The sequence below is a fragment of the Parabacteroides vesiculifaciens genome (genome assembly GCF_049860805.1).
Taxonomy (GTDB): domain Bacteria; phylum Bacteroidota; class Bacteroidia; order Bacteroidales; family Tannerellaceae; genus Parabacteroides.
The window spans coordinates 4,782,406-4,809,393 of sequence record NZ_CP187555.1; the positions used below are offsets into that span (position 1 = coordinate 4,782,406).

Here is a 26,988-nt window from a genome sequence, read left to right on the forward strand (position 1 = left end):
AGGGAAATGCGTTTGTAAAATATTGATGTATAAGATATTATGAAGGCGGGAGAAATGACTAACGAAAACGTACGTTTAAATTCGTCATATTTTCGCTACAAAAATAGGCATTCCTTTTTAACCTCCAACTATTTCTTGCAAGAAATTTTCTATTTCTATGTCCTTTCTTATCAACATGATAGCATAACGAGTACAAAAATCGCCCTTCTTGATACGAAGTACAAAGGTCGCGAAAAAAAATGACTAAAAAAAACGTACGTTTTAGCTCGTCATTATACAGGAATTAAGAAAAACGGCTGAAAGACAGCTGTTTCAAAGAATGATATTATAGATTCAATATACATTATTATTAATTAAACATTTTAGATTATGAACAAAAGATTTTCTACTCTTTTGGCTGCCGCTCTGGTAGCAGGTAGTTCTTTTTCAGTTCAAGCTGCATCAAGTGATGAAGCTGCTTTGAAAGAAAGCTTGGAAAAGTATTACCAATTGAAAACAGCAAATGGTAATAGCGAGAAACTGCTCGTTATTGGACATGGTGAAACCCGTGACTCTTTGGCTCTTTGGTCTACAGATAAAATTGAGACACTTGAAAGCCTTAACGAAACATTATGGCGTGCTGAATTTACTCCGGTAAAGGCTTCAAACGGAGCGATTGTGCAGTACGAAATGCGTTTGTATAATAAGGTAGGAAACCGTCAGTTGGTTTTGAGTACAGCGCTTGCACAACCGGGTAAAACATTCTACAAATCTCCGGCTGCTATCATCGGTGGTGAAGGGTTGGATAAGTGGACATTAACGAAAGAGGAATATGACGCTTTATCAACTATTAAGAATCAGAATTTCACTTTTAGTGAATACATTTATTCCCGACTCACAGATAAGACTACCAAGTATAGATTGGCTATCAAAGGGGGATGAGATCAAATTCCAATCTGTTGTTTCAGAAGAACAGAAAGGGCAACCTGTAGGTATTCTTTCATTCCCCACTGAAACGGGCGTAGAAGACTTTAAAGCGACAGCAGCTTTGAGAAAAGGTTCTTGGGCTCTAAAAGCCGAAGAACTGAATACTAAAGGCAATGATGGCTTTACTCTTTCTTTCTCTAAAGATGTAGTTAATAACAAATATGCAAACCCGTTCTCTGCTTATACTTTGCACGCAACAACAGAGCCTATCTATTCTGCTGCTACTTACAAAGGTGATTATGCAGAGGCTTTGGCTGGCGTAAAGGCTGCATACCAACAGTTAGATGATTTGAAGGCTGCTTTGAAAGGCTATATTGATGGCACGGACGAAGCTATTACTTATCTGAAAACTACAGGTAACACAGGTGCAACAAAAGCTACAGCTGGTTCTCTGATTCCTAACCAGTCTGATTTAGATTTGGCTGGTGGAGAAGTGGATGCTAACATTGTTGTTTTGGCGGACGCTGCTGATGTGAAAACTAAGATAGATGCAGCAAAAACTAAGATGGTTGCTTTAGCTGCTGTTGAGATTGAAGCAGGAAAAAAATTGGCTGCTGACAATACTGCTTTGAAAGAATTCCAAACAGCTACCAAAGCCGTTTTGGATGCTATGGATAAGTTGATCAAAGACACTAAAGCCAACGTTGACGCTGTTGATAAGGTTATGCAGGCTTGGATGGTTCCGGCTAACATTGATGCTGATATCAAATGGGCAACAGAAAGTGAACTGACTGCTCTGACAACTCTCAATAGTGCAAACTTCAAGACTACAACTACAAAAAGTTCAGGGATTCCTGCTGAAGATGCTGCTCTTGGTGATTGGATCACATACTTGACAACGAAAGCAACAAAAGATGAATTAGCAAAAGCTGCTTGGAACGAAAAAGGGTATTATGCTTTGGCTATTGCCGATTCTACAATCAAAGAAAAACAGGCTTATTTGACTGTAGATACTAACTATGTGGCAGAGAAAGAACAGTATCTTACTTTTGCAACAGATACATTGATTTCGGCAACAATAAAAAAAGAAGGTAAAGATGTTAAGGTCTTAGTTTCTCCCCTAAACACTCATATTCGCAAGTATGCGTTCCGCTTGGCTGTGGCAACTAATACTATCGCAACTGCCGATTCTATCGTGATCAATACATATTCTCCGGTGGTAAATGAAGAAAACAACAATTATTACGCTGATGTGAATGGCTTCGTAAAATATAGCGATCCTGCACGTGTTGTTATCCGGACATTAGGCAAAGGCCGTGAAATCTCTATCGCTACAAGTAAAGAAGATGATGCAGCTAAGAACACAAAAATCACTTTCGCAATGCCTCCGTATGCAGACTTCGAAGAAGGTGAAGTATTCTTTGTTAAGAGCATGAAAGATGCAGACAAGGGTGGTTTCCGTGTAGTATCTTATGATGGAACATTTAATACATCATTAGTAAAAGAAAGTAAGGTTTCGGCTTCTGTTCCTGCAACTCAGTGGTTTGTTAAGAAAGCAGATGCTGCTACTCATACTTATACAATTGCCAATCGCGATAAAGATCAGAAAATCGTAAATGCAGGAAAAGTATATGTAATCGATGCAGAAAAGCGTATCTATACAACTGCTGCAAAAGACACATTCCAGGTTGTGGAAATTGCAAACTTGAAAGAAGATGAAAATCTGGGTTACAAATATCTGACTAATGAAGAACAGATTTTGAAATCTTTCGTCTTGACAGCTAAGAACTATGCTAATCCGGAAGCTTATTATCTGACAGTTGGTGCAGACTCTGCTGTTGTAGTTACTCCGAACGCAGACGAGGCTATGTCTTTGATCGTAAAAGTTCCGACTACTGCCGACACTAAACTGAATGACGAATCTATCCTGACTCGTGCATTCAATCTGGTCACAGTATATAAGAAAGATACTTGTTATCTGACTTCTGTTGATGGTATGCTGTTGATTACAACAAAAGCTAATGCAAATACTCTGAAATTCAGAAGAGTAAACGATAATGCTGATGAATATGAAGTATTGGTTAATGGAAACGAAGGTAAATTGTCTATTAATCAAGATGGTGAAGGTGTAAAGGTTGCTATGGCAGAGGCTACTTCTTATGTATTCAATCTGGCAGAAGAAGTAACAGAGATCTATAAGAACTTTGAAACTGAAGGAGTCAAGAACGTAATCATCTCTTTGGATGGTGACGAAGCTTCTAAAGTAACAGCTGTTAAACCGTTCGCTGTAATCAAACGTACTGGTCTGGAACTGAAAGCGGCTACAGACAACGACTTCGTACTGGGTCTGGATACTGCTTATATCAATCGTGCAAACAACTATCGCTATGCTTACTACATCACAAAGCCAATCGATGTTGAAAAGGTTGGTTCCTTCGATGAAAAAGCATACATGGTTAGCTACAATGACTCTATCGATTGCAGCAATGATACAGTTCAATATACTCAGGACGGTCTGACTCGTATCGGTTTCGTTCACGCAAACCGCGTTGAAGCATTTAATAACGATTCTTTGGCTATCAGTAAAGTGGCTCCTGAAATTAATGACACTATAGATGTTGTTAAGTATCAGGGTATCACTCCTGCTACTTGGGCATTTGCTATTGAAAGTGACGGTGTATATCGTATTGAAACAAAAGCGGATGACAATGGTAACAAATATGTAAGCTACCTGAATGGTATTCTGGTATTAGGTAATAAAGAACAAGCTCAACTGTTCAATGTCAACGATACAGACTTGACACCGACAGACAACGAAAAGATCGCAACATCCGAAGTAACCGTTATCGCTGGCGAAGGTCAGGTAACGATTGCAGGTGCTGCCGGTAAGAAAGTTGTAGTAAGCAATGTTCTCGGCCAGGTAGTAGCTAACACAGTTATCGCTTCCGACAACGCTGTTATCGCTGCTCCTCAGGGTGTAGTCGTAGTAGCTGTTGAAGGCGAAGAAGCTGTTAAAGCTATCATTAAATAATTAAGGATATTATAATCAAATAATTCTAATCAGATCGCGCGGATAATAATCCAATTACCCTGTGACAGGCGAACAAGCGATCAGATTTAATATTAATAATACTAAAGTAATGAAATTAAAAGTTCGACTGCTTTTCCCTCTGTGAAGACCGGATGGCAGGCACAAAACAAGCCCCGACAGTATTCGTGCTGCCGGGGCTTCGTTGTTATATAAATTGAATTATTTTAAAAGTTCTCTGTTACCGTCATTCTTCAAAACTTTCATCTGCTGAATAGCAATCTGATTGAGTTTAATCAATCGTTCACCCTGCGGAATACCTTGGTCGACGAATACTGCATTCTGGTTTTCCATATTCGAGAGACAAATCAGTTCATTGATAGAGGCATAGTCACGTATATTTCCTTTGAGGTCGGGATGTTGTTCACGTCACATCTTGGCGGTTTTCCCAAACATGGCAACATTAAGTGTATCAGCTTCATCGGCATAAATAATGCTGGCTTGTTTTGTTGTTACCTCGGTAGGGATAAGGTTTTGCTTTATGGCATCAGTATGGATGCGGTAGTTTATTTTGGATAGCTCACGTTTGGCTGTCCAACCAAGTTGGGCTTGTTCTGTATGTTCAATCCATTTTGTCGGTGAAAGAGTAAATGCATTCAACCCCGCTTCTTTTTTTAACCCCTCGAATTCGATGGGATTAAAATGAGGGTTATACAAACTTTCCCAAATACCTAAATATTCTATAGTATTTTTCCAATATTCCTTATCCCTATTTGTAGGTATTTTTCCCAGTTTAACATCCCTCGTCCCTTACAATCGTTTTCAGATAGGGGGAAAAGACGTATCTTTGCGCGCCTAAACCGAAATAGACAAGATAAGCTTATGAAGTTTGAAAACGAGAACTGGGCGCAGTTCAAAGGAGAAACCTGGAAAAAGGAGATCAACGTAAGAGACTTTATCCAGAACAATTACAAACCTTACGACGGAGATGATTCCTTCCTCGTATCCTCTTCGGAGAAAACGAAGAAAGTGTGGAACAAATTGACCGAAATGTTTAAGGTTGAAAGGGAAAAAGGAGTATACGACGCCGAAACAAAACTTCCGCAGGGGATCGACACATACGGACCCGGTTACATCGATAAGGAGAACGAGGTAATCGTCGGTTTGCAAACAGACGCCCCATTGAAACGCGGTATCTTCCCGAAAGGTGGCATCCGCATGGTCGAAAACAGCTTGGAAGCCTACGGCTATCATCTGGACCCGATGACAAAAGAAATCTTCACCAAATACAGAAAAACGCATAACGAAGGTGTTTTCTCTGCTTATACGGACGAAATGGTGGCCGCACGCCGTTCTGCCATCATCACCGGGCTGCCTGATGCCTATGGACGCGGACGTATCATCGGTGACTACCGCCGTGTGCCTCTGTACGGGACCCAGATCCTGATTGAAGAAAAGAAACGTTTCCAGAAACGTCTCGACATCCAGGAACTGACGGAAGAAATCATTCAGAGCCGGGAGGAGATAACGGAACAGATCAAGGCGCTGAAGGCATTTGAAAAGATGTGTGCCGGTTATGGTTTCGACGTGACGCGTCCGGCAAAGGATGCCCGCGAAGCCGTACAGTTCCTGTATCTGGCTTACCTGGCTGCCGTAAAGGATCAGGACGGAGCGGCTATGTCTCTCGGACGTACTTCTACTTTTCTCGATATCTATATCGAAAAAGATATCCGTGAAGGCAAGCTGACGGAAGAGGAAGCACAGGAGTTGATCGACCAGTTTATCATCAAACTGCGTATCGTCCGTTTCCTGCGTACGCCGGAATATAACGACCTCTTTTCCGGTGATCCGGTTTGGGTGACCGAATCGCTGGGCGGACAGGGTGTGGATGGTCGCTCGTTGGTGACAAAGACGTCTTACCGCTACCTGCATACCCTGTATAACCTCGGCCCGGCACCCGAACCCAACCTGACGGTGCTTTGGTTCAACAATGCACCGGACAACTGGAAAAACTTCTGCGCGAAAGTATCTATCGATACCTCTGCCATTCAGTACGAGAACGATGACCTGATGCGTCCGGATTATGGCGACGATTACGGTATCGCCTGCTGTGTGTCTCCGATGAAGATCGGTAAGCAGATGCAGTATTTCGGGGCGCGCGCGAACCTGGCCAAGTGCCTGTTGTATGCGATCAATGGCGGACGTGACGAGAAATCGGGCGTGCAGGTGGCTCCCCGTTTCGAACCGGTCACCAGCGAATACCTGGATTACGACGAAGTAATGGAGAAATACGAGCAGATGATGCGCTGGCTGGCTAAAGTCTATGTCAATGCACTGAAGATTATCCATTATATGCACGATAAATATGCGTATGAAGCATTCGAAATGGGACTCCATGACGGAGATGTGCAGCGTATCCGCGCAACCGGTATCGCCGGCCTTTCTATCGTTGCCGACTCGCTGGCTGCCATACGCGACACAAAAGTGAAAGTGATCCGCGACGAACGCGGCTTAGCTGTCGATTTCGAACGCGAAGGCGAATATGTGCCTTTCGGGAACAACGACGACCGTACGGACAGCATTGCTGTCGATATTACCGAGAAGTTCATGGAATACCTGCGCCAGCACCAGACCTATCGCAAAGCTACGCCGACACAGTCTGTCCTGACGATCACTTCAAACGTAGTTTACGGAAAGAAAACGGGAACGACTCCCGACGGCCGTCCGGGTGGTACGCCGTTCGCCCCGGGAGCCAACCCGATGAACGGACGCGATACGAAAGGGGCTGTCGCTGCTCTGGCTTCTGTGGCCAAGCTGCCTTTTCAGCATGCGCATGACGGTATTTCCTATACTTTTGCCGTTTCACCGGCTACATTGGGTAAGGAACGCGATATTCAGGTGAACAACTTAGTGAGTCTGTTGGATGGTTATTTCACTCCCGATGGCGGACAACATCTGAATGTGAATGTGTTCGACAAAGACTTGCTGTTAGATGCGATGGAGCACCCGGAAAAATATCCGCAGCTTACGATCCGTGTTTCAGGCTATGCCGTCAACTTCGTGAAACTGACACGCGAACAGCAGCTTGATGTCATCTCGCGCACTATCAACAGCCAGCTATAATTTTCAATTAAAATGCTGGGACGTATACATTCATTAGAGAGTTTCGGGACCGTTGACGGTCCCGGAATTCGTTTTGTCGTTTTTATGCAGGGTTGTCCGCTTCGTTGCCTGTATTGTCACAATCCGGATACCTGGGAGGTGAAGCGTGAGACGCCTTATCAGTTGGAGCCTGAAGCCTTGCTTGCCGAAGTGCTGCGTTATAAGAATTTTATAGCTAAAGGCGGTGTTACCGTGACCGGTGGCGAACCTTTGTTGCAACCTGATTTCCTCAAAGCGTTTTTCCGCCTTTGCCGCGGGAACGGCATTCATACGGCGTTGGACACTTCCGGTTATATCTGTTCCGGGAAAGCTTTGGAAGTCCTTGAATATGTCGATCTGGTTCTATTGGACATCAAGACGATCGATGCCGCACTGCATCCCCGCCTGACGGCTGTAAAACTCGATAACACCTTGTGTTTTCTCGATGAACTGGAGAAACGCGGCATTCCCGTTTGGATTCGCCATGTGATCGTGCCCGGTCTGACGGATAATGATGAAGCCCTGAACAAGCTGGCGGAATATATCAGTTCATATAAGGTGGTTCAGAAAGCCGAACTACTGCCTTATCATACAATGGGCGCCTATAAATATGAAGCCCAGGGCCTGGATTATAAACTGAAAGACGTGGAACCCCTTTCTGCCGAACGGTTGGCTAATGCTAAAGCAATCTTTCGGAAACACGGAATAACCGTGTAAGGGGTATTCCTGCGACACATGAAGAAAGCCATGCGCTGCAAACGAGCAAAAAGCCCGCTGAATATATATACAAACTTGCCCTTCTCATATTCAACTGTTTTTAATGGTTTTCCCAAAGATAGCGATTAAAGAATAGCAGCGTATAATTATAAGGTACTTTAACTGGTTCCTGATATGATAGGATCGTTTTTGATAAGTTCCCATCTATCGGCAGATAAAAATTATCAATTTGAAAAATTCTTTCAATCAGTATCTTACGGCTTAACTTTGCATCGTAATCAAAAAAATAGTAGTAACAAATTAAATAGTAAAAATCATGGAACCTATTATCAATTCACAAGTACCCGAGTTCAAAGTTCAAGCTTTTCAGAATGGTAATTTCAAAACAGTAAGCAACGAAGATATCAAAGGCAAATGGGCCATCTTCTTTTTCTATCCTGCCGATTTTACATTCGTATGTCCGACCGAGTTGGTTGACATGGCTGACAAGTATGCCAAATTCCAGGAAATGGGTGTCGAAATATATTCAGTAAGCACAGACTCACACTTTGTACACAAAGCATGGCATGATGCTTCCGAAACCATCCGTAAGATCAAATATCCGATGTTGGCAGACCCGACAGGCGCTTTGAGTCGTGCATTCGGTGTGATGATCGAAGAAGAGGGTATGGCTTATCGCGGCACGTTCCTGGTAAATCCGGAAGGTAAGATCAAGATTGCTGAAATCCACGATAACGGTATCGGCCGTAACGCAGACGAATTGCTTCGTAAAGTTGAAGCTGCCCAGTTCGTAGCTTCCCACCCGAACGAAGTTTGTCCTGCAAAATGGAAGAAAGGCGAAGCTACCTTGAAGCCGAGCATTGACTTGGTAGGTAAGATCTAACTTTCGATTATCATGTTAGATTCAGCAATGAAAGACCAGCTTTCGGGGATTTTCTCCGGGCTGGCATCCAAATATGTATTTGATATACAAGTCGCTTCCGGTCATGAAAGCCGCCAGGAGTTGGTCGATCTGCTCAGCGATGTGGCCTCTTGCTCGGATCATCTGTCATGCCGCATTGCCGATGGTGAAGGACTTCAATTTACAATTGTAAAAGACGGTACGCCTACCGGCATCCGGTTTCGTGCAGTACCCAACGGACATGAATTTACATCCCTGTTGTTGGCTATCCTGAATAGCGACGGAAAAGGGAAAAATATACCCGATGAAAGTATCTGTGCCCGTGTCAGAGCCTTGAATGGCCCGATTAAGTTGACGACTTATGTCTCTCTCACTTGTACCAATTGCCCGGATGTGGTGCAGGCACTCAATGTCATGGCTACTCTCAACAGCCGGATCACCCACGAAACGGTAGACGGCGCCATCAATCAGAAAGAAGTTGAGGACATGAAAGTTCAGGGAGTCCCTTCCGTATTTGCCGATGGCAAACTGATCAACGTGGGCCGCAGCGATTTCGGAGAATTGCTCTCCAAACTCGAAGCCCAGTATGGGATTAATGAACAGGCTGTTGATAACTCTGTTGAAAAACCGGTTAAGAACTATGATGTGATAGTAGTGGGAGGTGGGCCTGCCGGGGCTGCTTCTGCTATCTACTCGGCACGTAAGGGGTTGAATGTCGCAGTTATAGCCGATCGTATCGGTGGACAGGTCAAAGAGACGGTCGGAATCGAGAACCTGATCTCTGTTCCTCAAACCACCGGTCAGCAGTTGGCGAACGACCTTCTGACACATATCAACGATTATCCGGTCGATATACTGGAACATCGCCGTGTAGATAAAGTAGAACTGGACGGATCAGCGAAACTTCTGACCGTTTCTACAGGCGAACGGTTTTCCGCTCCTGCCGTTATTGTGGCGACAGGTGCGAGCTGGCGCAAGTTGAATGTACCGGGTGAAGCGGAATATATCGGAAGAGGCGTCGCTTTCTGTCCTCATTGCGACGGCCCGTTTTATAAAGATAAGCATGTTGCAGTTGTCGGTGGCGGAAATTCGGGAATCGAAGCGGCTATAGACCTGGCGGGTATCTGTTCGAAAGTGACGGTTCTTGAATTTATGGACGAACTCAAAGCCGATCAGGTGTTGCAGGAAAAAGTAAAGAGCCTGCCGAATGTGGAAGTGTTCCTTCACTCCCAGTCTCTGGAAGTAATCGGCAATGGTGATAAGGTGACAGGCCTTCGCGTAAAAGACCGCAAGACGGAAATGGAGCGGGTGATCGACCTGGATGGCATCTTTGTCCAGATTGGCCTGGCTGCCAACAGTGGTGCGTTCCGTGACGTTGTCGAAACGAATAAACCGGGTGAGATTGTAATCGATACGCATTGCCGGACAAATGTTCCCGGTATCTATGCGGCAGGCGATGTCTCGACCGTACCTTATAAACAGATAATCATAGCAATGGGAGAAGGGGCAAAAGCGGCTCTGTCTGCTTTTGAAGACCGCATGAGAGGTCTAATCGGTTAGTGTGTGTCGGAGTAGTGACTTGTATTTTCCCCGTATCGAGGTTCTACTTTTTCTGTCAAGTAGCGAAATAATAGCCAAAATCAGCCTCTACGCGAGCGTGTCGGTGACCGGAACGAACGTAAATAATATTGAAAACTGTCGGCCTGAGACGATTTTGAATACCAAATACGGAAAGAAAGGCGCCTTTTTGCCGTAGTTGAGCTAACTTTTGAACAGGTGGAGGCGTACCAGATGGGGATATCGGGGATTACACCGGCGAAGGATGTAAAACGGGGAATGATGTTTATCTGTCAGATAGACAAAGAAATATGAGTGTTGATGCCCCGGCTTGTTTCATCAGCTTTGAGGGTTGGGGTGGACGTGGTGGACGTAAAAATGCACTTTTGTAAACTTTATATAGGATGGTCATGGTCATTGCTCTTGTTTTTACCATTACCATCATGTATAAAGTCATGAAAACGCAAAATAACGTCCACCACGTCCACCCCTTTTCTGTGGCTCCTGTTCGAAAATGAACAGCTCCCGTCCGATATTTTGGGGGACGGGAGCCGTTAGGGGATCATGCCCTTAATGATTGCCAAATGATGATTTATCAGAGTCAGTTCTTTTTTGAAGGTGTGTCGAATTTATATAAATAGTAAAAAATTAATCAGTAGGTGCAGGTGGGTGCTTCTGGAATCTTAAGTCCTAACATCTTAAATTTGTCGTCCATATCTTTACACAAAGTTATCCATCCTGGTATGATCAATATTGGGTATATGTCCGGATCACTTTCTACAACTTCATTTAGGGTTTCATTAAAATAGTATATGACTTCCATCAAAAATTCCCTCCACCAAATGTAATAAAAATGTAAAGCAGGTCCTGTATGTTCGTTTAAATCATAGTAAGAGAGCTTCTCGAAGTATCTCACAAATTGAGTAAATGCGACATAGTATTGATAATTTATGTTGTCTTCCCTAAATTGTTTATATGTACTATTTGTGTAATAATCATCCCGTATTTGTCGCTCAAAAGCAAATTTCAAACCTTTTATTGTCTCTGAAGCATTAGCCTCGTCTTGCAAAATCTCTTTCAACTCCGTACATTTCTTCTTAGTCTCAGGGGATAGTTGGTCGATCAGTGTGAGTATTTGATTGTCGTAAGACTGTTGTTCTATTCGCTGGCTGTTTTTCAATTGATTTCCTTGTATAAATAATGTGATAGCTACAGCTGCACATGAACAGCCAGATACAACTAAAGCGATATATTCTATATGGATTGCAGGATTTTGTTTAAGGGTTGTGTCCTTTCGGGTGGATAAAATAGGAACTATTAAAATAATTAAAGCTAAGACGGCAAGCACTCTCCAGAGTAGTTTAAATAGTGATAGTTGAAGTTTTGATATTTGTTTTATAAGAAAATGGATTGAGGATACTATATATATAAAAGTCATAATGTATAGTTCATATAACAAGCTGGTGGAACCTTTTATATTATAAAAGATATAGAGAATTAAAAACAGAGAATAGAATAGGATGAATATAACCATTTCTTTCCCCGAAAGCTTGGTGTTTTTATTGACGCAGAGAATTCCGGAGATACCAATGAACAGAATCAGGTATATCGTAGATAAAGGCCTGTCTGAAAATAGAGGGGCAACTATCCCTATGCATATATAGAGAGCATAAAGAGTTTTTCTTACCCAAAGAAATGTGGCGTCCCTATTTTTCTCTATTTTGAAATTGTCTTTTTGCATGTATTCTAAATATTATGTGGAAGTAGAAAGAACAGAGCCCGGAGATTCAACATGCTACTGTCTTGTGCTTACTTGGAGCCCACCTATCGAGTTTAATCAGGTTATTAAAGATATAATATGGATTGTAGAGGCGCATGACCATGCGCCTCTACCTATTTTTACAGCGACTTTTCCGGATACATCGCATTCCACCATTCCGGTTGGTTTTTGAGCCATTTGGCGAACCAGGCGTAGATGGTTTTATTCCATTCGGCACGTTTTTTATAGTCCAGTATCTGGTGGTTTTGTCCTACGACCTGGACGAAAGCTGTCGGTTTGCCTAACAGTTTCAAGGCTGTAAACATCTGGATGCTTTCGCCGATCGGCACGTTCGTGTCGACCGTGCCATGCAGGAAAAGGATCGGGGTGTTGATTTTGTCGGCATTGAACAGCGGGCTTTGAAGCGTGTACATATCCCGTGCGTTCCAGGGATAACTGTTCGCACTTGCTAAGGCACTGTAGGAATATCCCCAGTAGCCTTCACCCCAATAGCTGGTGATGTCGCTGATTCCGGCATGGGAGATGGCGGCGGCAAAGATATCCGTTTTCGTTTGCAGGTATTGTGTCATGAAGCCACCGTAGGACGCTCCTATACAACCGATCTTCCGGGCGTCGACAAAGTTGTGTTCGGCACAGAACTTCTTTGTCCCTTCGATGATCTCGTCTCCCGTACGCTGTCCCCAGGCATTCACGTGGCGGGCGGAAAACTCCTGTCCGAAGCCGGTTGCCCCGCTCGGTTGGATGATATAGACGATGTAGCCCAGTGCCGCATATACGTGCGACGGATACCGGTTCTCGAGCGAACGTTCCGTCGGGCTGGTTCCTCCATAGTAGTTCACGATCATCGGATATTTCTTATTGGGATCGAAATGAGGCGGCAGGTAATAACGGCCGTAGATCGTGTCGCCGGCAGCCGCCCGGAAATTCCAGTCGTGCACTTCGCCGAGGGTGATATCTTTCAGAATGCCGGCGGAAAGGTCTTTCAGGCAAACGGAGGTGTTCTTTTTCAGGTTGACGGAGTAAAGGCGTTGCGAGTTGGAGGCGCTTTCGCCGAAGTAGACCAGTTCGGGAACTGTTTCGGCAAGTGTGAAATCCGAGAGGATGTCTTCTTTCAATGGGACAGGAGTGATCTTCCCGCTTGCCGGATTCAGGATGTACAGGCGTACACGATCCTTATCTTCCCCCTGTAGATAGATTTGCTTATCGCCTTTGTTCCAAACGAAGTTTTGAACTGATGGATCGAAGTCTTTGGTGACAGGAGTCACCTGCTTGCTTGCCGGATCGTAAAGGAAGAGTTGCCCGTCGCTCATGTTTGAAGTCTGTCCCGGCGCGATCTTTAAGCCTGTTTTGTCAAAAGCTTCGCCGGAGGCTGCAATAGCCAACATCTTGCCATCGGGCGAGAACTGGGCGTAGCTGATAAACGGATCTTTCAGCAGGAGTTCCGTTTCCAATGTTTGCAGGTCCATCCGATAGAGCAAAGTAGTCGAGAACGGACGTTTCGTCAATTCCCGTTCACTGCAAGTGAAGAGCAGATAGCGGCCGTCGGCAGAAATGTCGTTGATGGAAGTCGAAGTATGTCCGTAAGTAAGGCGCTGCAACACTCCGGTCGCCAGATCGTACTTATGGATGAACGAACGGGTACGCCATCCCGGCTGACGGTCGTCGGGCACAAGGATTTCCTGAAGGTCTTCCCCTTTCTTCGGCCCCTCTTCGGAAACATTGAACAACAGGAAATCTTCTGTCGGAGCAAAACTGAACCAGCCGTCGGGGAGGTTGCCGGCAAGGACTGTCTCCGTCCGGGTTGCCGGGTCGATCGTGACAAGTTCTTTTCCCTGTATGCCTTTGCGGGTATAGTAAAGGCGGTTGCTACGGGGCATCCAGTTGTAATGATTGCTGCTGCTTTCCATTAAAATTTGCCCTGTGGCCCGGTCGGTCACTTGCTGGAACGATTCGGTGTCGCCACCGGGATAAGTTGTCTGGTAAGCGGTCAACAGGTATTTGCCGTTGGGGGAAAGGCTGACGGAGCGGAAGCGCGTACCGTCGAATACATCACTCAGGGTGTAGCGTTTCTCCGGATCGGTTGTCGCCGTGACAACGGCTTTGCTGTCTGTCTTAAAGGTGGCTTTCGGAATATTGTTCGTTTCGCCTGAGGCAGTGAGATATTTGATTACGACTTCGTAGCGGCGGGGTTCGAGCGTGAGTTTGAGCTCGCCGTTGGCGGGTGTCTGTTTCTCGTTGTCGATATAAACCTCGTAATGTTCCGGCCCGCTGATCAGAAGGCTACCGTCCGTATAGCGGTCGCTGTTCAGATAGAAAGAGGCGAGACTGACGGAGTAGTTTTTGCTTTGTCCGTTTGGGGTGTCGGCATCAAGTGTCCGGGTACTTTCCCGAACATTATTGAAGGGAATAGCCGTTTTTAATACCCCGGCATCTGTAAATTTCTTACTGTTCACGTCAAGACTGTCGACGATGAACGGCCCCTTTATCTCGTAAGGGCCTGCATACCTGAACTGCTTAACCGGCACTTCTTCTGCAAAAAGGCTGCAACAGGTGCAGAGGGCGGAAAGGATAAGTACGTTTCTTTTCATGGGGAAATATGTTAGATATTCTGTTGTCAAAGGTACAAAATATACCGGGAAAGGTTATGTAATAAGAATAAATAAAACCTCTGATCGTTGGGTAATAATCAAATGATGATTACATTTGCAATGTCAAAGTTCAATAATGATTATTGAGGAAGAAGGTCTAAATGGCCGGGAAGCTTATCTACAAGATTTAAGGTTCCTCCTCCGACATGAAAACGAACTTCTTTCAGAGGGGTGGTTGACACAGGAGGATCTGGACGAGTTAATCAACGAAGATTGTAAGGGTATTGTTGATGCTTTGACAGATGAATGATTTGGGTAGCCTCTTCGGAGGCTACTTCAAATCTTCATCACAAGATATAATTTAGGAGAATTGTTATGGAAATGAGAGAAGAAATCAAGGCGTTGTACGAAGACTTTTTTCTATTAAGTACAGAGGAAGAACGGAAGATTCATGATGCGAAACTTGCGGCTTACATGAAGACTGTACCCGTTAGCAAACGGAGGGAGGCCGGTCTCATACTCAGGGAGATTATGGCAGAAAGGAAAAAGCTCAAGTCTCCTAAAGTGGAGATGAAAGTAAAAGAAAAGCTGAAAGATATTCAGGATGTCATATCTTTATCGTATATTGCAAAAGAATTTTTCGGAAAAGACAGAACCTGGTTGTACCATCGTATAAATGGAACATTGATAAATGGAAAACCTGCTGCTTTTACGGAAGACGAATTGAAAGTATTGTCTGTCGCTTTGAAAACAATAGGGGACAGGTTTATAGATACTTCCGCTTCAATAATATGAAGTTGAACTTTGACAAGAAGAAAAGCCTCCAACTCGTGGAGGCTTTTCTATTTTCTACTTACTGGATATTAATCTCGTCCACAAACAAGAACGCCGGATTACCCGCACCTCCGTGCCACGCCGGCAGTTTGTCGCTCTTGATGATGACTTCGACATAGCGGGCTTTTACCGGTGCGAAGGAGAGTTCCTGCGGATAAAGGCCGTCTTTGTCGTCTTTGCCTAAAGACGGGATTGTCTTGGATGCTATTTCCTTGAAGTTCTGTCCGTCGTCCGAAACCTTTACCGTAACGCCTGCCGCGCCCATGATCCAGTCTCCTTTCACTACATTCGTGTTGAAGGCTACTTTGCTGAACTCGGTCGGCTCTTTCAGGTCGATAACGGCATCCAGATCCTTGCCCTGGAATCCCAGCCAGCGTCCGGTTTTGTAGTTATCGTTGCCACTCAGGCCGTCGGTCATTTCCGGGCCGCCATTGAAGTCATAGCCTTTGCTGGGAGCCACCTTCAGCGTGACCGGCTTGGCTGTTGCCTTGTTGAAGTCGATCTTTTCGGAGAAGATACGGCTGTTTCCGGTCGGGCGGATTGCTACTGCTTTTACTTCTACGTTTTCCTTGATGCGGAGAGGGGCTTCGTATTTCGGGCTGGTTGCCGTCGGTTCGCTGCCGTCGAGCGTATAATGGATGTCTGCGTTTCCTTCTGTTTCGAGTGTCACGACGATTTCGCCTTTGTCACCATCGGTGGCGAAGGTGGCGCGGATATCAAAGATATGTTTGGCATAGTTGTAACCCAGACGATCGTAGAGTTCGGTCATGCGAACCAAACGCGGCAGGAAAGCCTTGAAATCTTTCGGGGCATTTGTCCATTGCACTTCCGCCAGCGCATCCATACGCGGCATTATCATATATTCGACCTGGCTGAATGTCGGGATATATTCTGTCCAAAGGTTCGCCTGTACACCGGTTACATACTTCTGGTATTCTTCCGGGATTCCGGCAGTCGGCTCGAACGAATAAACGCGTTCCAACGGCAGGTAACCACCGATGGCAAGCGGGTCGTGTTCCGTGTCGGTAGACTGGTAGTAGTCGAAATACAGGTAAGAATTAGGCGTCATAATCACATTATGTTTCTGTTTGGCAGCCTCGATACCGCCGTCCACACCGCGCCAGCTCATCACCGTCGCGTTCGGAGCCAGTCCGCCTTCCAAGATTTCGTCCCAACCGATGATATGGCGTCCCTTGCTTTCGACGAATTTCTCCATGCGCGAGATCACATAGCTTTGCAGATATTCTTCGGCCGAATGTTTGCTGTCCCCTTTGATTCCTTCCGCCTTGATGCGGGCCTGGCATTTCGGGCAATTCTTCCAACGTACTTTCGGGCATTCGTCACCGCCTACATGGATGTATTCGGACGGGAAGAGGTCGATCACCTCGCCGAGCACATCTTCGAGGAAGATCATTGCCTTTTCATTACCGGCACAGATCACGTCGTCGGAAACGCCCCACTGTGTCCATACTTCATACGGTCCGCCCGTACAACCCAGTTCCGGGTAGGTCGTGATGGCTGCCAATTGGTGCCCCGGCAGGTCTATTTCGGGGATGATCGTAATGAAGCGTTCTTGAGCGTAAGCGATCACGTCGCGGATTTCATCTTGCGTGTAGAACATACCTTCGCCATAAGGCTTGCCGTCATATTTGCCGGAGTTGCGTCCGATTACTGTCTCCTTGCGTTGCGAACCGATCTTGGTCAGCTCCGGATATTTCTTGATCTCGATGCGCCATCCCTGGTCGTCCGTCAGATGCCAGTGGAAAGTGTTCATGTTGTGCAAGGCAAGAATGTCGATAAACTTCTTGATCGAGTCGGTCGGGAAGAAATGGCGGGAGACGTCGAGGTGCATACCGCGGTACGGGAAACGGGGGTAGTCATTGATGCTTACGGCCGGAAGTTCGATATCCATTCCTTCGGCCACGGCGGGGATAGACTTGCGCAAGGTCTGCACGCCATAGAAAATGCCGGCGTTGGATGCCCCGGCGATCTCGATGCCGTTCTCGCTGACCAGCAGGCGGTAGCCTTCCGGGTTACGGATGTCGGAAGCGATCGACAGATGAATGCTTTTGTCTGCGTTTCCGGCGATCACTTTCGGTTCATATCCCGTAGCCTCTTTGATATAGGAGGCAAGGAAACGGGCGGTCTGTCCCATTTCCGTATCCCCTTCCTGATAGGAGATCGGGGTAGACGGCTTTAACAGGAACGGGGCGCTGCCTTGTGTCACCACCTCTTGCGGAAGCGGGATAATGGCATAGTCTCCTTGTGCTTTTTTACCATCCGAACAAGCCATGGCTCCGGCCATGGCTGTCAGAATACATGCATACTTCGTTAGTTTGTTCATGCGTTTAAAATGTTATAAGTGAGAAAAATAATGATTCTTATTTAGTCCAGTAGTCCACGACGGTGACGGCAGATGCCTTGTCGCCTAATACTTTCCCGAAAGCCTTATGCGCCGGGTGGACCAGGTAGGCGTTGCGGTCGGCGTCTGAATGGAACGTCAGGAAGAAGCAATGTGTCAATCCCTGTTGCAATCCTTCGGGACTGCAATCCGTTCCCCATTCGTACCCTTTAATCAGGTCTATCTGGGAAGGAAGCGCGCAGAAAGCGTCTTCGACTTCCTTGATCTGTTGGGCGGATACTTCGGGTTTGAAACCGAACATGACTACGTGGCGAAGCACTTTCTCCTGCTTGGGAGCATTGCTGCAACAGAACATCAGGGCCGAGAATGCCAGGATGGTCAGTGATGCGAAGATTGTCTTTTTCATGATGATTTGGATTAATTAATGATTATAGTCAGACAAAGATAAAGATAAATAGCCGACTCCTCTATAATATAACAGGCTTTTTCTTCAGTCTGATGGTAATATCGTTTTAGTTTCATGCAAGGGAAACTTTTGTTTCCTGCCGGTGAAACTTTATTTTCTCCTGCGGGAAACTTTTGTTTCATGCAGGGGAAATAAGTGAAACTTTTTGATCGGATTTGAAAAAGTCGTTTACCTTTTTCACGGTGCTGCACTGGGTATAGGCATCGTGACAGTAGATGATCGCCTGTTTTTCAATGAACGCCTCTTCCAGCATCCGCATTTTCTCGTTGTAGGAAACGACAGGATAGGTGTCGTATGCCGAGATCCATCCGGGTGAAACGCTTGCCGCCAGCGGGATGACATCGCCCGCGAAGACATAGGTGCGCTCAGGAGTCGTGATGTAAGGAGCGATTTGTCCCGGCGTATGGCCGTCGAACAGGCGCAGGTCGATGCCGGGGCAAAGGTTCGTGTCGGCTTCGATGAGGCGGAGTTTACCGTTGTCGGCTACGGCCTGCATGTTCTCGATGAAATAGGAGTCTGTTTCGAGCGCGTTCGGATGCAGGAAGTTCTCCCATTGCGCACGGCTTACCCAGTGGGTGGCGTTCGGAAAGGCCATTTTAAAGAGAGGCTTTCCATCCGGTTGCTCTTCTTTTTGTGTCGTATATCCGCAATGGTCGAAGTGGAGGTGTGTGAGAACGACATCCGTAACCTCCTCACAGGCAACGCCCCGCCTTTGAAGCTCTTCCCTCAGATCGACTAAGTCGAAGAAGTTGTAATAGCCGAGTTGCTTTAGGTGTTTGTTGCCCGCCCCGTTGTCAACGAGTACGGTTTTCCCGTTCCCGTCGCGAACCAATACACTGCGCATCGCCAGAATGCATCCGTTATGCTCATCGCTTGGATAACGGCGGCTCCAGGCGGTTTTAGGAACCGCTCCGAACATGGCGCCTCCGTCTGCATGGAAAAAGCCTGTGTCTATAAGTTGAATATCCATAAATTATACTTTTTCCAACAAAGATAGGGAAGTTTTTTCTTTCGAACCCATGCTAAGGGTGAATGAAATTGTGTACATTTGCAGGCAAAATCTGAGTGATGCGAAAAGTTCATTTAATCTCCGTAACCGAGCCTCTGTTGTTTGACTTAGCCCTGGCTATTCACCAAAAAGGATATGAAGTAAGCGTATCCGGTGTTGGACTGACTGATACGACCCTTGCCAGACTGGAAAAAGAAGGTTGTACTTGCCATGGAGACGGATGGTTTCCGGAGAGATTAACTAAAGATATACATTTTGTGGTATTAGGGGCAGCAGTCCGGCAGGACAACCCCGAATTGATACGCGCAAAGGAACTGGGATTATTAGTGCTTTCGATACCTGAATTTATATTTCAGCGGACGAAAGAGAAGACGCGGGTAGTTGTTGCCGGCAGCCGGGGAAAGAAGACGATCATCTCGATGATTGTCTGCGCCTTGAGGCGGCAGAAACTTGCGTTCGACTATGCGTTGACCAGCGAAGTGCCCTTGTTGCCCGACCGTGTGCATCTGAGCTACGAAGCCCGGATCGCGATTATCGAGGGCGACGAGCATGTCACGTCCGCTTTAGAGAAACGTTTCCAACTCGAGTTTTATCGTCCGCATATCGCTATCCTAACCAATTTGATGTGGACTTCCGCGACCGACCATGCCACACCGGAGGCCTATCATACGACTTTCCGTACGTTTGCCTCTTCCATCGAACGCGGGGGAAAGCTGATCTATTTCGACGGTGATCCTGTTGTCAAGCAGCTTGCCCAGGGGGTACGCGAGGACATAACGGCCATGCCTTATGATCAGCATGTCGTGGTCGAGAAAGAGGGGAAGACTTACTTGCAGACTCGCTACGGGGATTTCCCCGTTTATATTCCGGACCGCTTTTTCCTGATCAATCTGAATGCTGCCCGCCTGGCCTGCCGCCAGTTAGGTGTAAAAGATGCGGATTTTTATCAGGCATTATCCGAATATAGTGTATCTTTGCTCCCATGATTATAGCGAGACAAAAAAGAAAAGAAAATATTGCCGAATATCTGTTGTACATGTGGCAGGTGGAAGACCTGATACGTGCCAACAATTTCGATATGGATTCGATCCGTCGCACGGTCGTGGACCGTTACGACCAGCCGGACGATGTGAAGGAAGAGATTGCCAAATGGTATGAGGAGCTGATCGAGATGATGCGTTCCGAAGGGGTGATGGAAAAGGGACATATCCAGTTGAACAAGAATGTGATCATTGCCCTGACCGACCTGCACCTCCGCCTTCTGAAATCGCCGAAGGAAATGGTGTATGGGGCGGCTTATTATAAAACACTCCCTTTTATCGTTCAGCTCCGTGCCAAATCGGGCGGTGAAGACTTGCCTGAGTTGGAGACATGCTTCAATGCCATTTATGGTTTTTTGATGCTGAAGATGCAGGGAAAAGAAATCAGCCCCGAAACGATGGAGGGGATCAAACAGATCAGTTCGTTCCTGGCGCTTCTGGCCGAGAAGTATCGTGAAGATATGAATGGAGAGCTGAAATTAGAAGAATAAGACAAGATGAAAACGATTTTAGTAACAGGGGCTAACGGGCAATTAGGCAATTCGATCCGTCAGTTGGCTGCCGGATATCCGCAATATGCGTTTGTGTTTACGGATGTAGATACGCTCGACATCTGTGATGCTCAGGCTGTGGATGCTTTTGTCAAGGAGATGCAAGCCGGTTATATCATCAATTGTGCCGCCTATACGGCTGTGGATAAGGCGGAGGATAACGAAGCGCTTTGCCTCAGTATCAACCGGGATGCCGTACGGAACTTAGGTGAAGCGGCACGTGCGGCAGGGGCAAGGGTGATCCATGTTTCTACCGACTATGTGTTTGACGGTACGAATCATTTGCCCTATGTGGAAACGGACCGGACTTGTCCGGCTTCTGTCTACGGGCGTACGAAACTTGCCGGCGAACAGGCATTGCAGGAAGTTTGTCCGGATGCGGTAATCATTCGTACGGCATGGCTGTACTCCGAGTTCGGTAATAATTTTGTCAAGACGATGTTGCGTCTGGGATATGAACGGGAGCAATTGCCTGTCGTGTTCGACCAGGTCGGTTCGCCGACGTATGCCGGTGACTTGGCGGCCGCTATTTTGGCGGTGTTGGTGCAGGCTGAGGAAGGTGCTTTTGCTCCAGGTATCTATCATTTTTCTAATGAAGGGGTTTGCAGCTGGTATGATTTTGCCGTGAAGATTATGGAGCTGGGTAATGCGCCCTGCCACGTTCTCCCGATCGAATCCAAAGATTATCCCGCGAAGGCAGCCCGTCCGCATTTCAGCGTCCTGAACAAGGCTAAGATCAAAGCAACATACAAAATAAGCATCCCCCATTGGGAAGCGAGCCTGCGGACTTGCATGAAGGGAATCGGCGGAAATCAGAATAATTCAATAGGTAAGTAAATGAAGTAAGAATAACAAAAACGAAATAAGATACATAACAATGAGTCAGTATTCAGAAGAGATTGAGAGAAGAAGAACGTTTGCTATTATCAGCCACCCGGATGCCGGTAAGACGACCCTTACCGAAAAGCTGTTGCTCTTTGGGGGTGCCATCCATGTGGCAGGTGCCGTAAAGTCCAACAAGATCAAGAAGACAGCTACCTCCGACTGGATGGAAATTGAAAAGCAGCGTGGAATCTCCGTCGCAACCTCCGTGATGGCTTTCGACTATTCCGGTCATAAAATCAATATCCTCGATACCCCCGGCCACCAAGACTTCGCCGAAGATACGTTCCGTACGCTGACGGCTGTGGATAGTGTCATTATCGTGATCGATACCGCAAAAGGTGTGGAAGCCCAGACCCGTAAGCTGATGGAAGTCTGCCGTATGCGTAAAACCCCCGTGATCGTGTTTGTCAATAAGATGGACCGCGACGGTAAGGACCCGTTCGACCTGTTGGACGAGATCGAAGAGGAACTGCATATCAATGTGCGCCCGCTGAGCTGGCCGATCGACATGGGACAACGGTTCCGTGGCGTCTATAATATATATGAACAAAAATTGAACCTCTATACTCCGAGCAAGCAGTATGTGACGGAGAACGTGGAATTTAAGGATATCAACAGCCCGGAACTTGAAAACTATATCGATGCCGGACAGGCCGAAAAGCTGCGTTCCGATATCGAACTGATAGAAGGTGTCTATCCTGAATTTGATGTCGATACCTACCTGAAAGGAGATATCGCTCCCGTGTTCTTCGGTTCTGCCTTGAATAACTTCGGAGTGAAAGAGTTGCTGGATTGCTTTATCAATATTGCTCCTTCTCCCCGTCCCGTATCGGCAGTGGAACGTGTGGTAGATCCGGAAGAGGACGCTTTCTCCGGCTTTATCTTCAAGATCCATGCCAATATGGACCCGAACCATCGCAGTTGTATCGCTTTCGTAAAGATTTGTTCCGGACGTTTCGAACGTAATGCCAACTACAAGCATGTCCGTTTCGGAAAGATGATGCGTTTCAGCAGTCCGACGGCTTTCATGGCGCAGAAGAAGGAAGTGGTGGACGAGGCTTTCGCCGGCGATATCGTCGGTTTGCCCGATACCGGTAACTTTAAGATCGGCGATACGCTGACTTCCGGTGAAGAACTTCACTTCAAAGGATTACCGAGCTTCTCTCCTGAAATGTTCAAATATATCGAGAATGCCGATCCGATGAAGGCCAAGCAGTTGAATAAGGGTATCGAGCAGTTGATGGACGAAGGTGTCGCCCAGCTCTTCACGAACCAGTTCAACGGGCGTAAGATTATCGGTACGGTCGGGCAATTGCAGTTCGAAGTAATCCAGTACCGCCTGCTCCACGAATATGGGGCGCAGTGTAAATGGGAGCCGATCAGCCTGTACAAAGCCTGTTGGATAGAAAGCGACAATGCCGTCGCCCTCGAAAACTTCAAACGCCGCAAAGCCCAGTATATGGCACTCGACAAAGAAGGCCGCGATGTCTATCTGGCCGATTCCGGCTATGTGTTGATGATGGCACAGCAGGATTTCCCGGATATAAAGTTCCACTTTACGTCGGAGTTCTGATAATCGGGAGAAAGAACAAACAAAAAGGAGAACCGGTAAAAGATCATCTCTTCATCAGTTCTCCTTTTTTATTATATATAACATCGCTTATCTCTTATCTTCGTCATCCCCTTTCAACCATCTCCTGCCGGAACGGGTACGTGAAGTCCACCAATACAGAATCGCAACGAATATGATTCCGGTTATATTAATCATTGTCATCATGTCTAATTTCATAATATTTATTGTTTTAGAATGTAATTTGCATATAAACCTAATAAGGTTGTCAAGCAAAAACCTGAAATTACTTTTGCCCAATTTGCAACATTGCTTATATCTGAATAGAGAGGTAATACTCCTCCCAGCACAATTGCCGCGAAAATAAGTTTAGCCAGATCATAAACGAACTTACCCAAGTTTTCGATTCTTACCTTTTCTTTACTTTTCTGTTCTTCTCTGGACTTCTGCTGTTTGCTGAATGTTCCCATAGTCAGGTTGTCTTATAGTTACTACTCAAAAGTAAGTAGTAGGAGCAAATATATAGTTTATCTTTGATAAGTGACGGATAATTTACAAAATATTTTTGATTTCCATTAAAGAGCCAACCGTGTAAGTCGGTGTAAACCCTTTTGCCGGCAGTCCTTCCGGGTTCAGCCATAGCTGGTCGATTTTGGAATTGTGAGCGCCGATGATGTCGGCTTCCCAGCTGTCGCCGATCATCAGGCTTTCGCTTCGGCGGGAGTTGGTGTTTTTGAGGGCGAAGTCGAAAATACCTTTATGAGGCTTTTGTATGCAGGCGTCTTCGGAAAGAATCATCCTCTCGAAATAAGGAGCCAGCCCGGAGTTGCTGAGCTTTTTGAACTGGACTTCCCGGAAGCCGTTAGACAGGATATACATACGGTAGGAGGGACGCAGGTATTCCAAAAGCTCGATTGCGCCCGGCACCAAGCGCGTTTTGCGGGTTGTCCGTTGCAGAAAGTCATTGTTGATCGCCAATACCGCTTTCGTATCTTCTATCCCCAGCGGGCGGAGCATATAGCGGAAGCGTTCGATGATCAGAGTCTGGCGGTCTATTTCATTGTTGCGGTATTGTTTCCATAGCAGGTTATTGTGTGGCCAGTAGATGTCGAAGAAAGCCTCGAAGGAGGCATAATACCGATCAAAGTGGTGAGCGGTATATACTTCTTCGAGGCATTCCTTATTATTATTGTACGTGTCCCAAAGGGTATCGTCCAAATCAATAAAAAGACTTTTATATTTCATCATCCTACTTCAATCACCAAATACTTGCCAAGGCTCCAGAACGCTTTTTCGTCTGTGATCTTAAGCGTCATATTGCCGTCTTCGTCCTTTATAAATTCATAAGAACCTTCCGGGTGATTGGATTTCAGTTTTGCTTTGCCTGCGAACAACGGGATTTCCTTTACTTCGCGGATGTCGATGGAAATGAAATAATCTTTGTTGAAGCCGCTTTGCAATACTTTGGATTTGGCAAACAAGCCGCCGCCTGAAAGGATCTTCTGGTCTTTCAGTTCCTTCGACGTACCGAAGCAATAATAAGCGGTATGAAGTTTCTTGTCCTGCTCCTGCAACTTTTCGGACTGGGCTGCAGTCGTAGTAGACAAGTCTTCCACATCTTCGTTCAGAGAAGCGACCATTTCGTCCAATTCCTGGATGCGCACGTTTTTCTTTGCCAGATCTTCCTGTAAAGCAACGATCATATTCGCTTTCTGGTCAAGTTCGGAAGAGAGGCGGCTGATTGTTTTTCGCAAAGCGGAAGATTGGATTCCGCTCTTTTTCAGTTTTTCTTCCAACTCGCTGATCTGCTGTTTGTTCTTTTTCAACGTTTCGCTGATCAGCTGCATGTTCTCTTTGATCTGTTCGCGGTTGCTCTTGTTCAGATCCCCTTTTTGCTGTTGTATGTTGAGATAATTTTCGGCATCACGGATAGACTGGATATCTGCCTCTACGTCATTGAGCGTACCGAGGATTTCATCCATCTCGGCATTACTTTTGGTGTTTTCGATTCTCAGAGAGTCGTTTTCTGCTTTCAGCTTCTTATATTCAGCTGAATTCTGTCCGCAGGAGGCCAGCATGGCTGTGCAAATCGTTGTTGCAATTAATACTTTCTTCATGTTCTTTTTGTTGTTACGTTAAACTTCTGTTCCTGTCTCTGTCTCTTTGTCCTTTTTATCTTTTAAGCCTGCTAATACTATAACAATTTCACCTTTCGGTTCGTTCACGGTGAAGTGAGCGATCACTTCTTCCAGCGTGCCGCGTACGGTTTCTTCGTGTATCTTCGATATTTCACGTGATACGGAAACAGGGCGGTCATTCCCGAAAAACTCAGCCAACTGCGTCAGCGTTTTGACTAACCGGAAAGGTGATTCGTAGAAGATGATGGTGCGATATTCCGTCGAGAGTTCTTTCAGGCGCGTCTGCCTTCCCTTCTTCTGGGGAAGAAAGCCCTCGAAGCAGAATTTCTCGTTGGGCAGCCCCGAAGCAACTAATGCCGGGACGAAAGCCGTGGCTCCCGGCAGGCATTCCACTTCTACGCCTTGACGTACACACTCACGCACCAGCATAAAACCGGGATCGGATATCGCAGGCGTACCGGCATCCGATACCAATGCGATGTTCTCGCCTGCCTTGATGCGGGCCGCTACCTGTTCCACCGTTTTATGTTCGTTGAACTTATGGTGCGACTGCATCCTGTTCTGTATTTCGAAATGTTTGAGCAGGATGCCTGTAGTACGCGTGTCTTCCGCCAGAATGAGGTCAGCCTCTTTCAGAACGCGGATAGCCCTGAAAGTCATATCTTCCAGATTTCCTACGGGAGTGGGTACTACTGTTAATTTTGCCATAACCGATTGTTTTAATTGAAAGTTGGAAATTGAAAGCTGGAAATTCGGGAAAAGAACAATTAATTTTCAATTCTCAATTTCCCATTTTCTAAAGGAAGCGTTTTTCAAGCAGCTTGATAAAGTCTGCTACTGCTTCGTCTTCTATATTCCATTTTAATTCGTTATTCAAATAGGTGACCGAGTCTTCATACGAATGAAGATCGTTCAGGTCGTTGATTGCTTTGTTCATCCGGGCCTCGTCGCCACCGAACAGTTCGCGGCGGAAACGGAAACGGTCGTTCAGGCTGAATGCTTTGCGGAAATCCGAAAGATTTTTCTTTTCCAACAGGTCGTTGAGGAATAATCCGGGACGTTCGGGAGGCATTACGGGTTCCGGTTGAACGGCTACCGGTTCTTCCACGGGTGTTTCTTCATGGGGAACCTCTTTTATGACTTCCTCCGTTACGATCTGTTTTACTTCCGGTTCTTCAACTACGGTTTCCGCTTCGGCTTGGATTGGGGCGGAGGCTATAACCGGAGGCTCCTGTGCCGTTTGTACCGGGGTGGCAACCGATGGAGGAATAGACTGGATCAAAGCCTGATGCTCTTCCATCTGCTTGCGTAGCATTTCGATCTGGGCAGCTTCCAAAGAATGGAGGTCCTTCAGAATCTTATGGGTGAGGTCGAAAGTCTGGCCGAAAAAAGACACCGGGTACACTTCTGCATCCCGCATTCCGGCAACCAACCTTTCAAGCTCCCGGATATCCAAGAGCAGATAATCTATTTTTTCTTTATTCGCCATTCCTTTTACCATTCATGAAAACCTGC

At 46.2% G+C, this 26,988-nt stretch carries 22 protein-coding genes and 1 pseudogene; 11 read left to right on the forward strand and 12 right to left on the reverse strand.

The genetic code is table 11. The features are described from left to right. Positions 1 to 369 precede the first annotated feature (369 nt). Together ACPYIV_RS19140 and ACPYIV_RS19145 are read left to right on the forward strand one after the other, a co-directional pair. Positions 370 to 921 carry a hypothetical protein gene (locus ACPYIV_RS19140; protein ID WP_425884649.1) on the forward strand — a complete coding sequence of 184 codons (552 nt, stop codon included), beginning with the start codon at positions 370 to 372 and terminating at the stop codon, positions 919 to 921. Continuing rightward, a complete protein-coding gene (locus ACPYIV_RS19145; protein WP_425884651.1) occupies positions 854 to 3,937 on the forward strand; it encodes a DUF6383 domain-containing protein in 3,084 nt (1,027 codons plus the stop codon). Before ACPYIV_RS19140 ends, ACPYIV_RS19145 begins: the two co-directional genes overlap by 68 nt. A gap of 219 nt (positions 3,938 to 4,156) precedes the next feature. On the opposite strand, the pseudogene ACPYIV_RS19150 reads toward ACPYIV_RS19145, so the two are convergent. Then, a pseudogene (locus ACPYIV_RS19150) lies at positions 4,157 to 4,687 on the reverse strand (KilA-N domain-containing protein); the annotation flags it as partial. Between the two features lie 129 nt (positions 4,688 to 4,816). Between ACPYIV_RS19150 and pflB the strand changes: the two are divergent. From pflB to ahpF, 4 genes are all read left to right on the forward strand, one after another. Beyond that, a complete protein-coding gene (pflB, locus tag ACPYIV_RS19155) occupies positions 4,817 to 7,057 on the forward strand; it encodes a formate C-acetyltransferase (RefSeq protein ID WP_293734332.1) in 2,241 nt (746 codons plus the stop codon). Positions 7,058 to 7,069: 12 nt separating this feature from the next. Further along, complete coding sequence (gene pflA / locus ACPYIV_RS19160; RefSeq protein ID WP_293734333.1) at positions 7,070 to 7,792, forward strand: pyruvate formate-lyase-activating protein; 723 nt, start codon at positions 7,070 to 7,072, stop codon at positions 7,790 to 7,792. A 316-nt stretch (positions 7,793 to 8,108) separates the two neighbouring features. Beyond that, the gene (gene ahpC, locus ACPYIV_RS19165) at positions 8,109 to 8,675 is read left to right on the forward strand and encodes an alkyl hydroperoxide reductase subunit C (protein ID WP_293740804.1); all 567 of its coding nucleotides are present in this window, start codon (positions 8,109 to 8,111) and stop codon (positions 8,673 to 8,675) included. A 12-nt stretch (positions 8,676 to 8,687) separates the two neighbouring features. After that, a complete protein-coding gene (gene ahpF, locus ACPYIV_RS19170; protein ID WP_293740803.1) occupies positions 8,688 to 10,253 on the forward strand; it encodes an alkyl hydroperoxide reductase subunit F in 1,566 nt (521 codons plus the stop codon). A gap of 649 nt (positions 10,254 to 10,902) precedes the next feature. Here the strand turns inward: ahpF and ACPYIV_RS19175 are convergent. After that, positions 10,903 to 11,991, reverse strand: coding sequence for a hypothetical protein (locus ACPYIV_RS19175; RefSeq protein WP_425884654.1), 1,089 nt, complete (start codon positions 11,989 to 11,991; stop codon positions 10,903 to 10,905). Between the two features lie 158 nt (positions 11,992 to 12,149). Then, the gene (locus tag ACPYIV_RS19180) at positions 12,150 to 14,618 is read right to left on the reverse strand and encodes a prolyl oligopeptidase family serine peptidase (protein ID WP_425884656.1); all 2,469 of its coding nucleotides are present in this window, start codon (positions 14,616 to 14,618) and stop codon (positions 12,150 to 12,152) included. A 375-nt stretch (positions 14,619 to 14,993) separates the two neighbouring features. On the opposite strand from ACPYIV_RS19180, the gene ACPYIV_RS19185 reads away from it, so the two are divergent. After that, positions 14,994 to 15,413, forward strand: a complete 420-nt coding sequence (locus ACPYIV_RS19185; protein WP_293734339.1) for a DUF5053 domain-containing protein — start codon at positions 14,994 to 14,996, stop codon at positions 15,411 to 15,413. A 58-nt stretch (positions 15,414 to 15,471) separates the two neighbouring features. Here ACPYIV_RS19185 and ACPYIV_RS19190 read toward each other — a convergent pair whose 3' ends face one another. The 3 genes from ACPYIV_RS19190 to ACPYIV_RS19200 form a co-directional block, all read right to left on the reverse strand. Then, positions 15,472 to 17,796: a family 20 glycosylhydrolase gene (locus ACPYIV_RS19190; protein ID WP_425884659.1), complete on the reverse strand. Its 2,325-nt coding sequence runs from the start codon at positions 17,794 to 17,796 to the stop codon at positions 15,472 to 15,474. Positions 17,797 to 17,833: 37 nt separating this feature from the next. Beyond that, positions 17,834 to 18,220 carry a Dabb family protein gene (locus tag ACPYIV_RS19195; RefSeq protein WP_293734341.1) on the reverse strand — a complete coding sequence of 129 codons (387 nt, stop codon included), beginning with the start codon at positions 18,218 to 18,220 and terminating at the stop codon, positions 17,834 to 17,836. A 178-nt stretch (positions 18,221 to 18,398) separates the two neighbouring features. Further along, positions 18,399 to 19,250, reverse strand: a complete 852-nt coding sequence (locus tag ACPYIV_RS19200; RefSeq protein ID WP_425884661.1) for an MBL fold metallo-hydrolase — start codon at positions 19,248 to 19,250, stop codon at positions 18,399 to 18,401. Positions 19,251 to 19,348: 98 nt separating this feature from the next. On the opposite strand from ACPYIV_RS19200, the gene ACPYIV_RS19205 reads away from it, so the two are divergent. From ACPYIV_RS19205 to ACPYIV_RS19220, 4 genes are read left to right on the forward strand one after another with little or no spacing between them, the layout of a single operon-like run. After that, entirely contained in the window at positions 19,349 to 20,275 is a 927-nt protein-coding gene (locus tag ACPYIV_RS19205; RefSeq protein ID WP_293732831.1) for a Mur ligase family protein, read from the forward strand. After that, complete coding sequence (locus ACPYIV_RS19210) at positions 20,272 to 20,820, forward strand: DUF4924 family protein (RefSeq protein WP_293732832.1); 549 nt, start codon at positions 20,272 to 20,274, stop codon at positions 20,818 to 20,820. The genes ACPYIV_RS19205 and ACPYIV_RS19210 overlap by 4 nt, the downstream gene beginning before the upstream one ends. A 6-nt stretch (positions 20,821 to 20,826) precedes the next feature. After that, positions 20,827 to 21,717: a dTDP-4-dehydrorhamnose reductase gene (gene rfbD, locus ACPYIV_RS19215; RefSeq protein ID WP_293732833.1), complete on the forward strand. Its 891-nt coding sequence runs from the start codon at positions 20,827 to 20,829 to the stop codon at positions 21,715 to 21,717. A gap of 40 nt (positions 21,718 to 21,757) precedes the next feature. Then, entirely contained in the window at positions 21,758 to 23,338 is a 1,581-nt protein-coding gene (locus tag ACPYIV_RS19220) for a peptide chain release factor 3 (protein WP_293732834.1), read from the forward strand. An 87-nt stretch (positions 23,339 to 23,425) separates the two neighbouring features. Here ACPYIV_RS19220 and ACPYIV_RS19225 read toward each other — a convergent pair whose 3' ends face one another. The 6 genes from ACPYIV_RS19225 to ACPYIV_RS19250 all read right to left on the reverse strand — a co-directional run bounded on the left by ACPYIV_RS19225 (position 23,426) and on the right by ACPYIV_RS19250 (position 26,962). Continuing rightward, positions 23,426 to 23,554 carry a hypothetical protein gene (locus ACPYIV_RS19225; protein WP_293732835.1) on the reverse strand — a complete coding sequence of 43 codons (129 nt, stop codon included), beginning with the start codon at positions 23,552 to 23,554 and terminating at the stop codon, positions 23,426 to 23,428. 5 nt (positions 23,555 to 23,559) lie between these two features. Next, entirely contained in the window at positions 23,560 to 23,805 is a 246-nt protein-coding gene (locus ACPYIV_RS19230) for a hypothetical protein (protein WP_293732836.1), read from the reverse strand. A gap of 82 nt (positions 23,806 to 23,887) precedes the next feature. Continuing rightward, the gene (locus ACPYIV_RS19235) at positions 23,888 to 24,580 is read right to left on the reverse strand and encodes a YjjG family noncanonical pyrimidine nucleotidase (RefSeq protein WP_299364114.1); all 693 of its coding nucleotides are present in this window, start codon (positions 24,578 to 24,580) and stop codon (positions 23,888 to 23,890) included. Then, complete coding sequence (locus ACPYIV_RS19240) at positions 24,580 to 25,452, reverse strand: hypothetical protein (RefSeq protein ID WP_293732838.1); 873 nt, start codon at positions 25,450 to 25,452, stop codon at positions 24,580 to 24,582. Before ACPYIV_RS19240 ends, ACPYIV_RS19235 begins: the two co-directional genes overlap by 1 nt. Positions 25,453 to 25,470: 18 nt before the next feature. Next, positions 25,471 to 26,181 (reverse strand): 16S rRNA (cytidine(1402)-2'-O)-methyltransferase, encoded by a 711-nt coding sequence (gene rsmI, locus ACPYIV_RS19245; RefSeq protein WP_217803036.1) that lies wholly within the window; start codon positions 26,179 to 26,181, stop codon positions 25,471 to 25,473. 88 nt (positions 26,182 to 26,269) lie between these two features. Then, positions 26,270 to 26,962, reverse strand: a complete 693-nt coding sequence (locus ACPYIV_RS19250; protein WP_301705672.1) for a hypothetical protein — start codon at positions 26,960 to 26,962, stop codon at positions 26,270 to 26,272. Between the last annotated feature and the right edge of the window lie 26 nt (positions 26,963 to 26,988).

Excerpts from the sequence above, each read along its gene's own strand:
- ACPYIV_RS19250 (WP_301705672.1), bottom strand. The coding sequence starts at position 26,962 with ATGGCGAATAAAGAAAAAATAGATTATCTGCTCTTGGATATCCGGGAG.
- ACPYIV_RS19200 (WP_425884661.1), bottom strand. The coding sequence starts at position 19,250 with ATGGATATTCAACTTATAGACACAGGCTTTTTCCATGCAGACGGAGGC.
- ACPYIV_RS19180 (WP_425884656.1), bottom strand. The coding sequence starts at position 14,618 with ATGAAAAGAAACGTACTTATCCTTTCCGCCCTCTGCACCTGTTGCAGC.
- pflA (WP_293734333.1), top strand. The coding sequence starts at position 7,070 with ATGCTGGGACGTATACATTCATTAGAGAGTTTCGGGACCGTTGACGGT.
- rsmI (WP_217803036.1), bottom strand. The coding sequence starts at position 26,181 with ATGGCAAAATTAACAGTAGTACCCACTCCCGTAGGAAATCTGGAAGAT.
- ACPYIV_RS19195 (WP_293734341.1), bottom strand. The coding sequence starts at position 18,220 with ATGAAAAAGACAATCTTCGCATCACTGACCATCCTGGCATTCTCGGCC.
- ahpF (WP_293740803.1), top strand. The coding sequence starts at position 8,688 with ATGTTAGATTCAGCAATGAAAGACCAGCTTTCGGGGATTTTCTCCGGG.
- ACPYIV_RS19240 (WP_293732838.1), bottom strand. The coding sequence starts at position 25,452 with ATGAAGAAAGTATTAATTGCAACAACGATTTGCACAGCCATGCTGGCC.
- ACPYIV_RS19140 (WP_425884649.1), top strand. The coding sequence starts at position 370 with ATGAACAAAAGATTTTCTACTCTTTTGGCTGCCGCTCTGGTAGCAGGT.
- ACPYIV_RS19185 (WP_293734339.1), top strand. The coding sequence starts at position 14,994 with ATGGAAATGAGAGAAGAAATCAAGGCGTTGTACGAAGACTTTTTTCTA.
- ACPYIV_RS19225 (WP_293732835.1), bottom strand. The coding sequence starts at position 23,554 with ATGAAATTAGACATGATGACAATGATTAATATAACCGGAATCATATTC.
- ACPYIV_RS19230 (WP_293732836.1), bottom strand. The coding sequence starts at position 23,805 with ATGGGAACATTCAGCAAACAGCAGAAGTCCAGAGAAGAACAGAAAAGT.
- rfbD (WP_293732833.1), top strand. The coding sequence starts at position 20,827 with ATGAAAACGATTTTAGTAACAGGGGCTAACGGGCAATTAGGCAATTCG.
- ACPYIV_RS19205 (WP_293732831.1), top strand. The coding sequence starts at position 19,349 with ATGCGAAAAGTTCATTTAATCTCCGTAACCGAGCCTCTGTTGTTTGAC.
- ahpC (WP_293740804.1), top strand. The coding sequence starts at position 8,109 with ATGGAACCTATTATCAATTCACAAGTACCCGAGTTCAAAGTTCAAGCT.
- ACPYIV_RS19190 (WP_425884659.1), bottom strand. The coding sequence starts at position 17,796 with ATGAACAAACTAACGAAGTATGCATGTATTCTGACAGCCATGGCCGGA.
- ACPYIV_RS19210 (WP_293732832.1), top strand. The coding sequence starts at position 20,272 with ATGATTATAGCGAGACAAAAAAGAAAAGAAAATATTGCCGAATATCTG.
- pflB (WP_293734332.1), top strand. The coding sequence starts at position 4,817 with ATGAAGTTTGAAAACGAGAACTGGGCGCAGTTCAAAGGAGAAACCTGG.
- ACPYIV_RS19175 (WP_425884654.1), bottom strand. The coding sequence starts at position 11,991 with ATGCAAAAAGACAATTTCAAAATAGAGAAAAATAGGGACGCCACATTT.
- ACPYIV_RS19235 (WP_299364114.1), bottom strand. The coding sequence starts at position 24,580 with ATGAAATATAAAAGTCTTTTTATTGATTTGGACGATACCCTTTGGGAC.
- ACPYIV_RS19220 (WP_293732834.1), top strand. The coding sequence starts at position 21,758 with ATGAGTCAGTATTCAGAAGAGATTGAGAGAAGAAGAACGTTTGCTATT.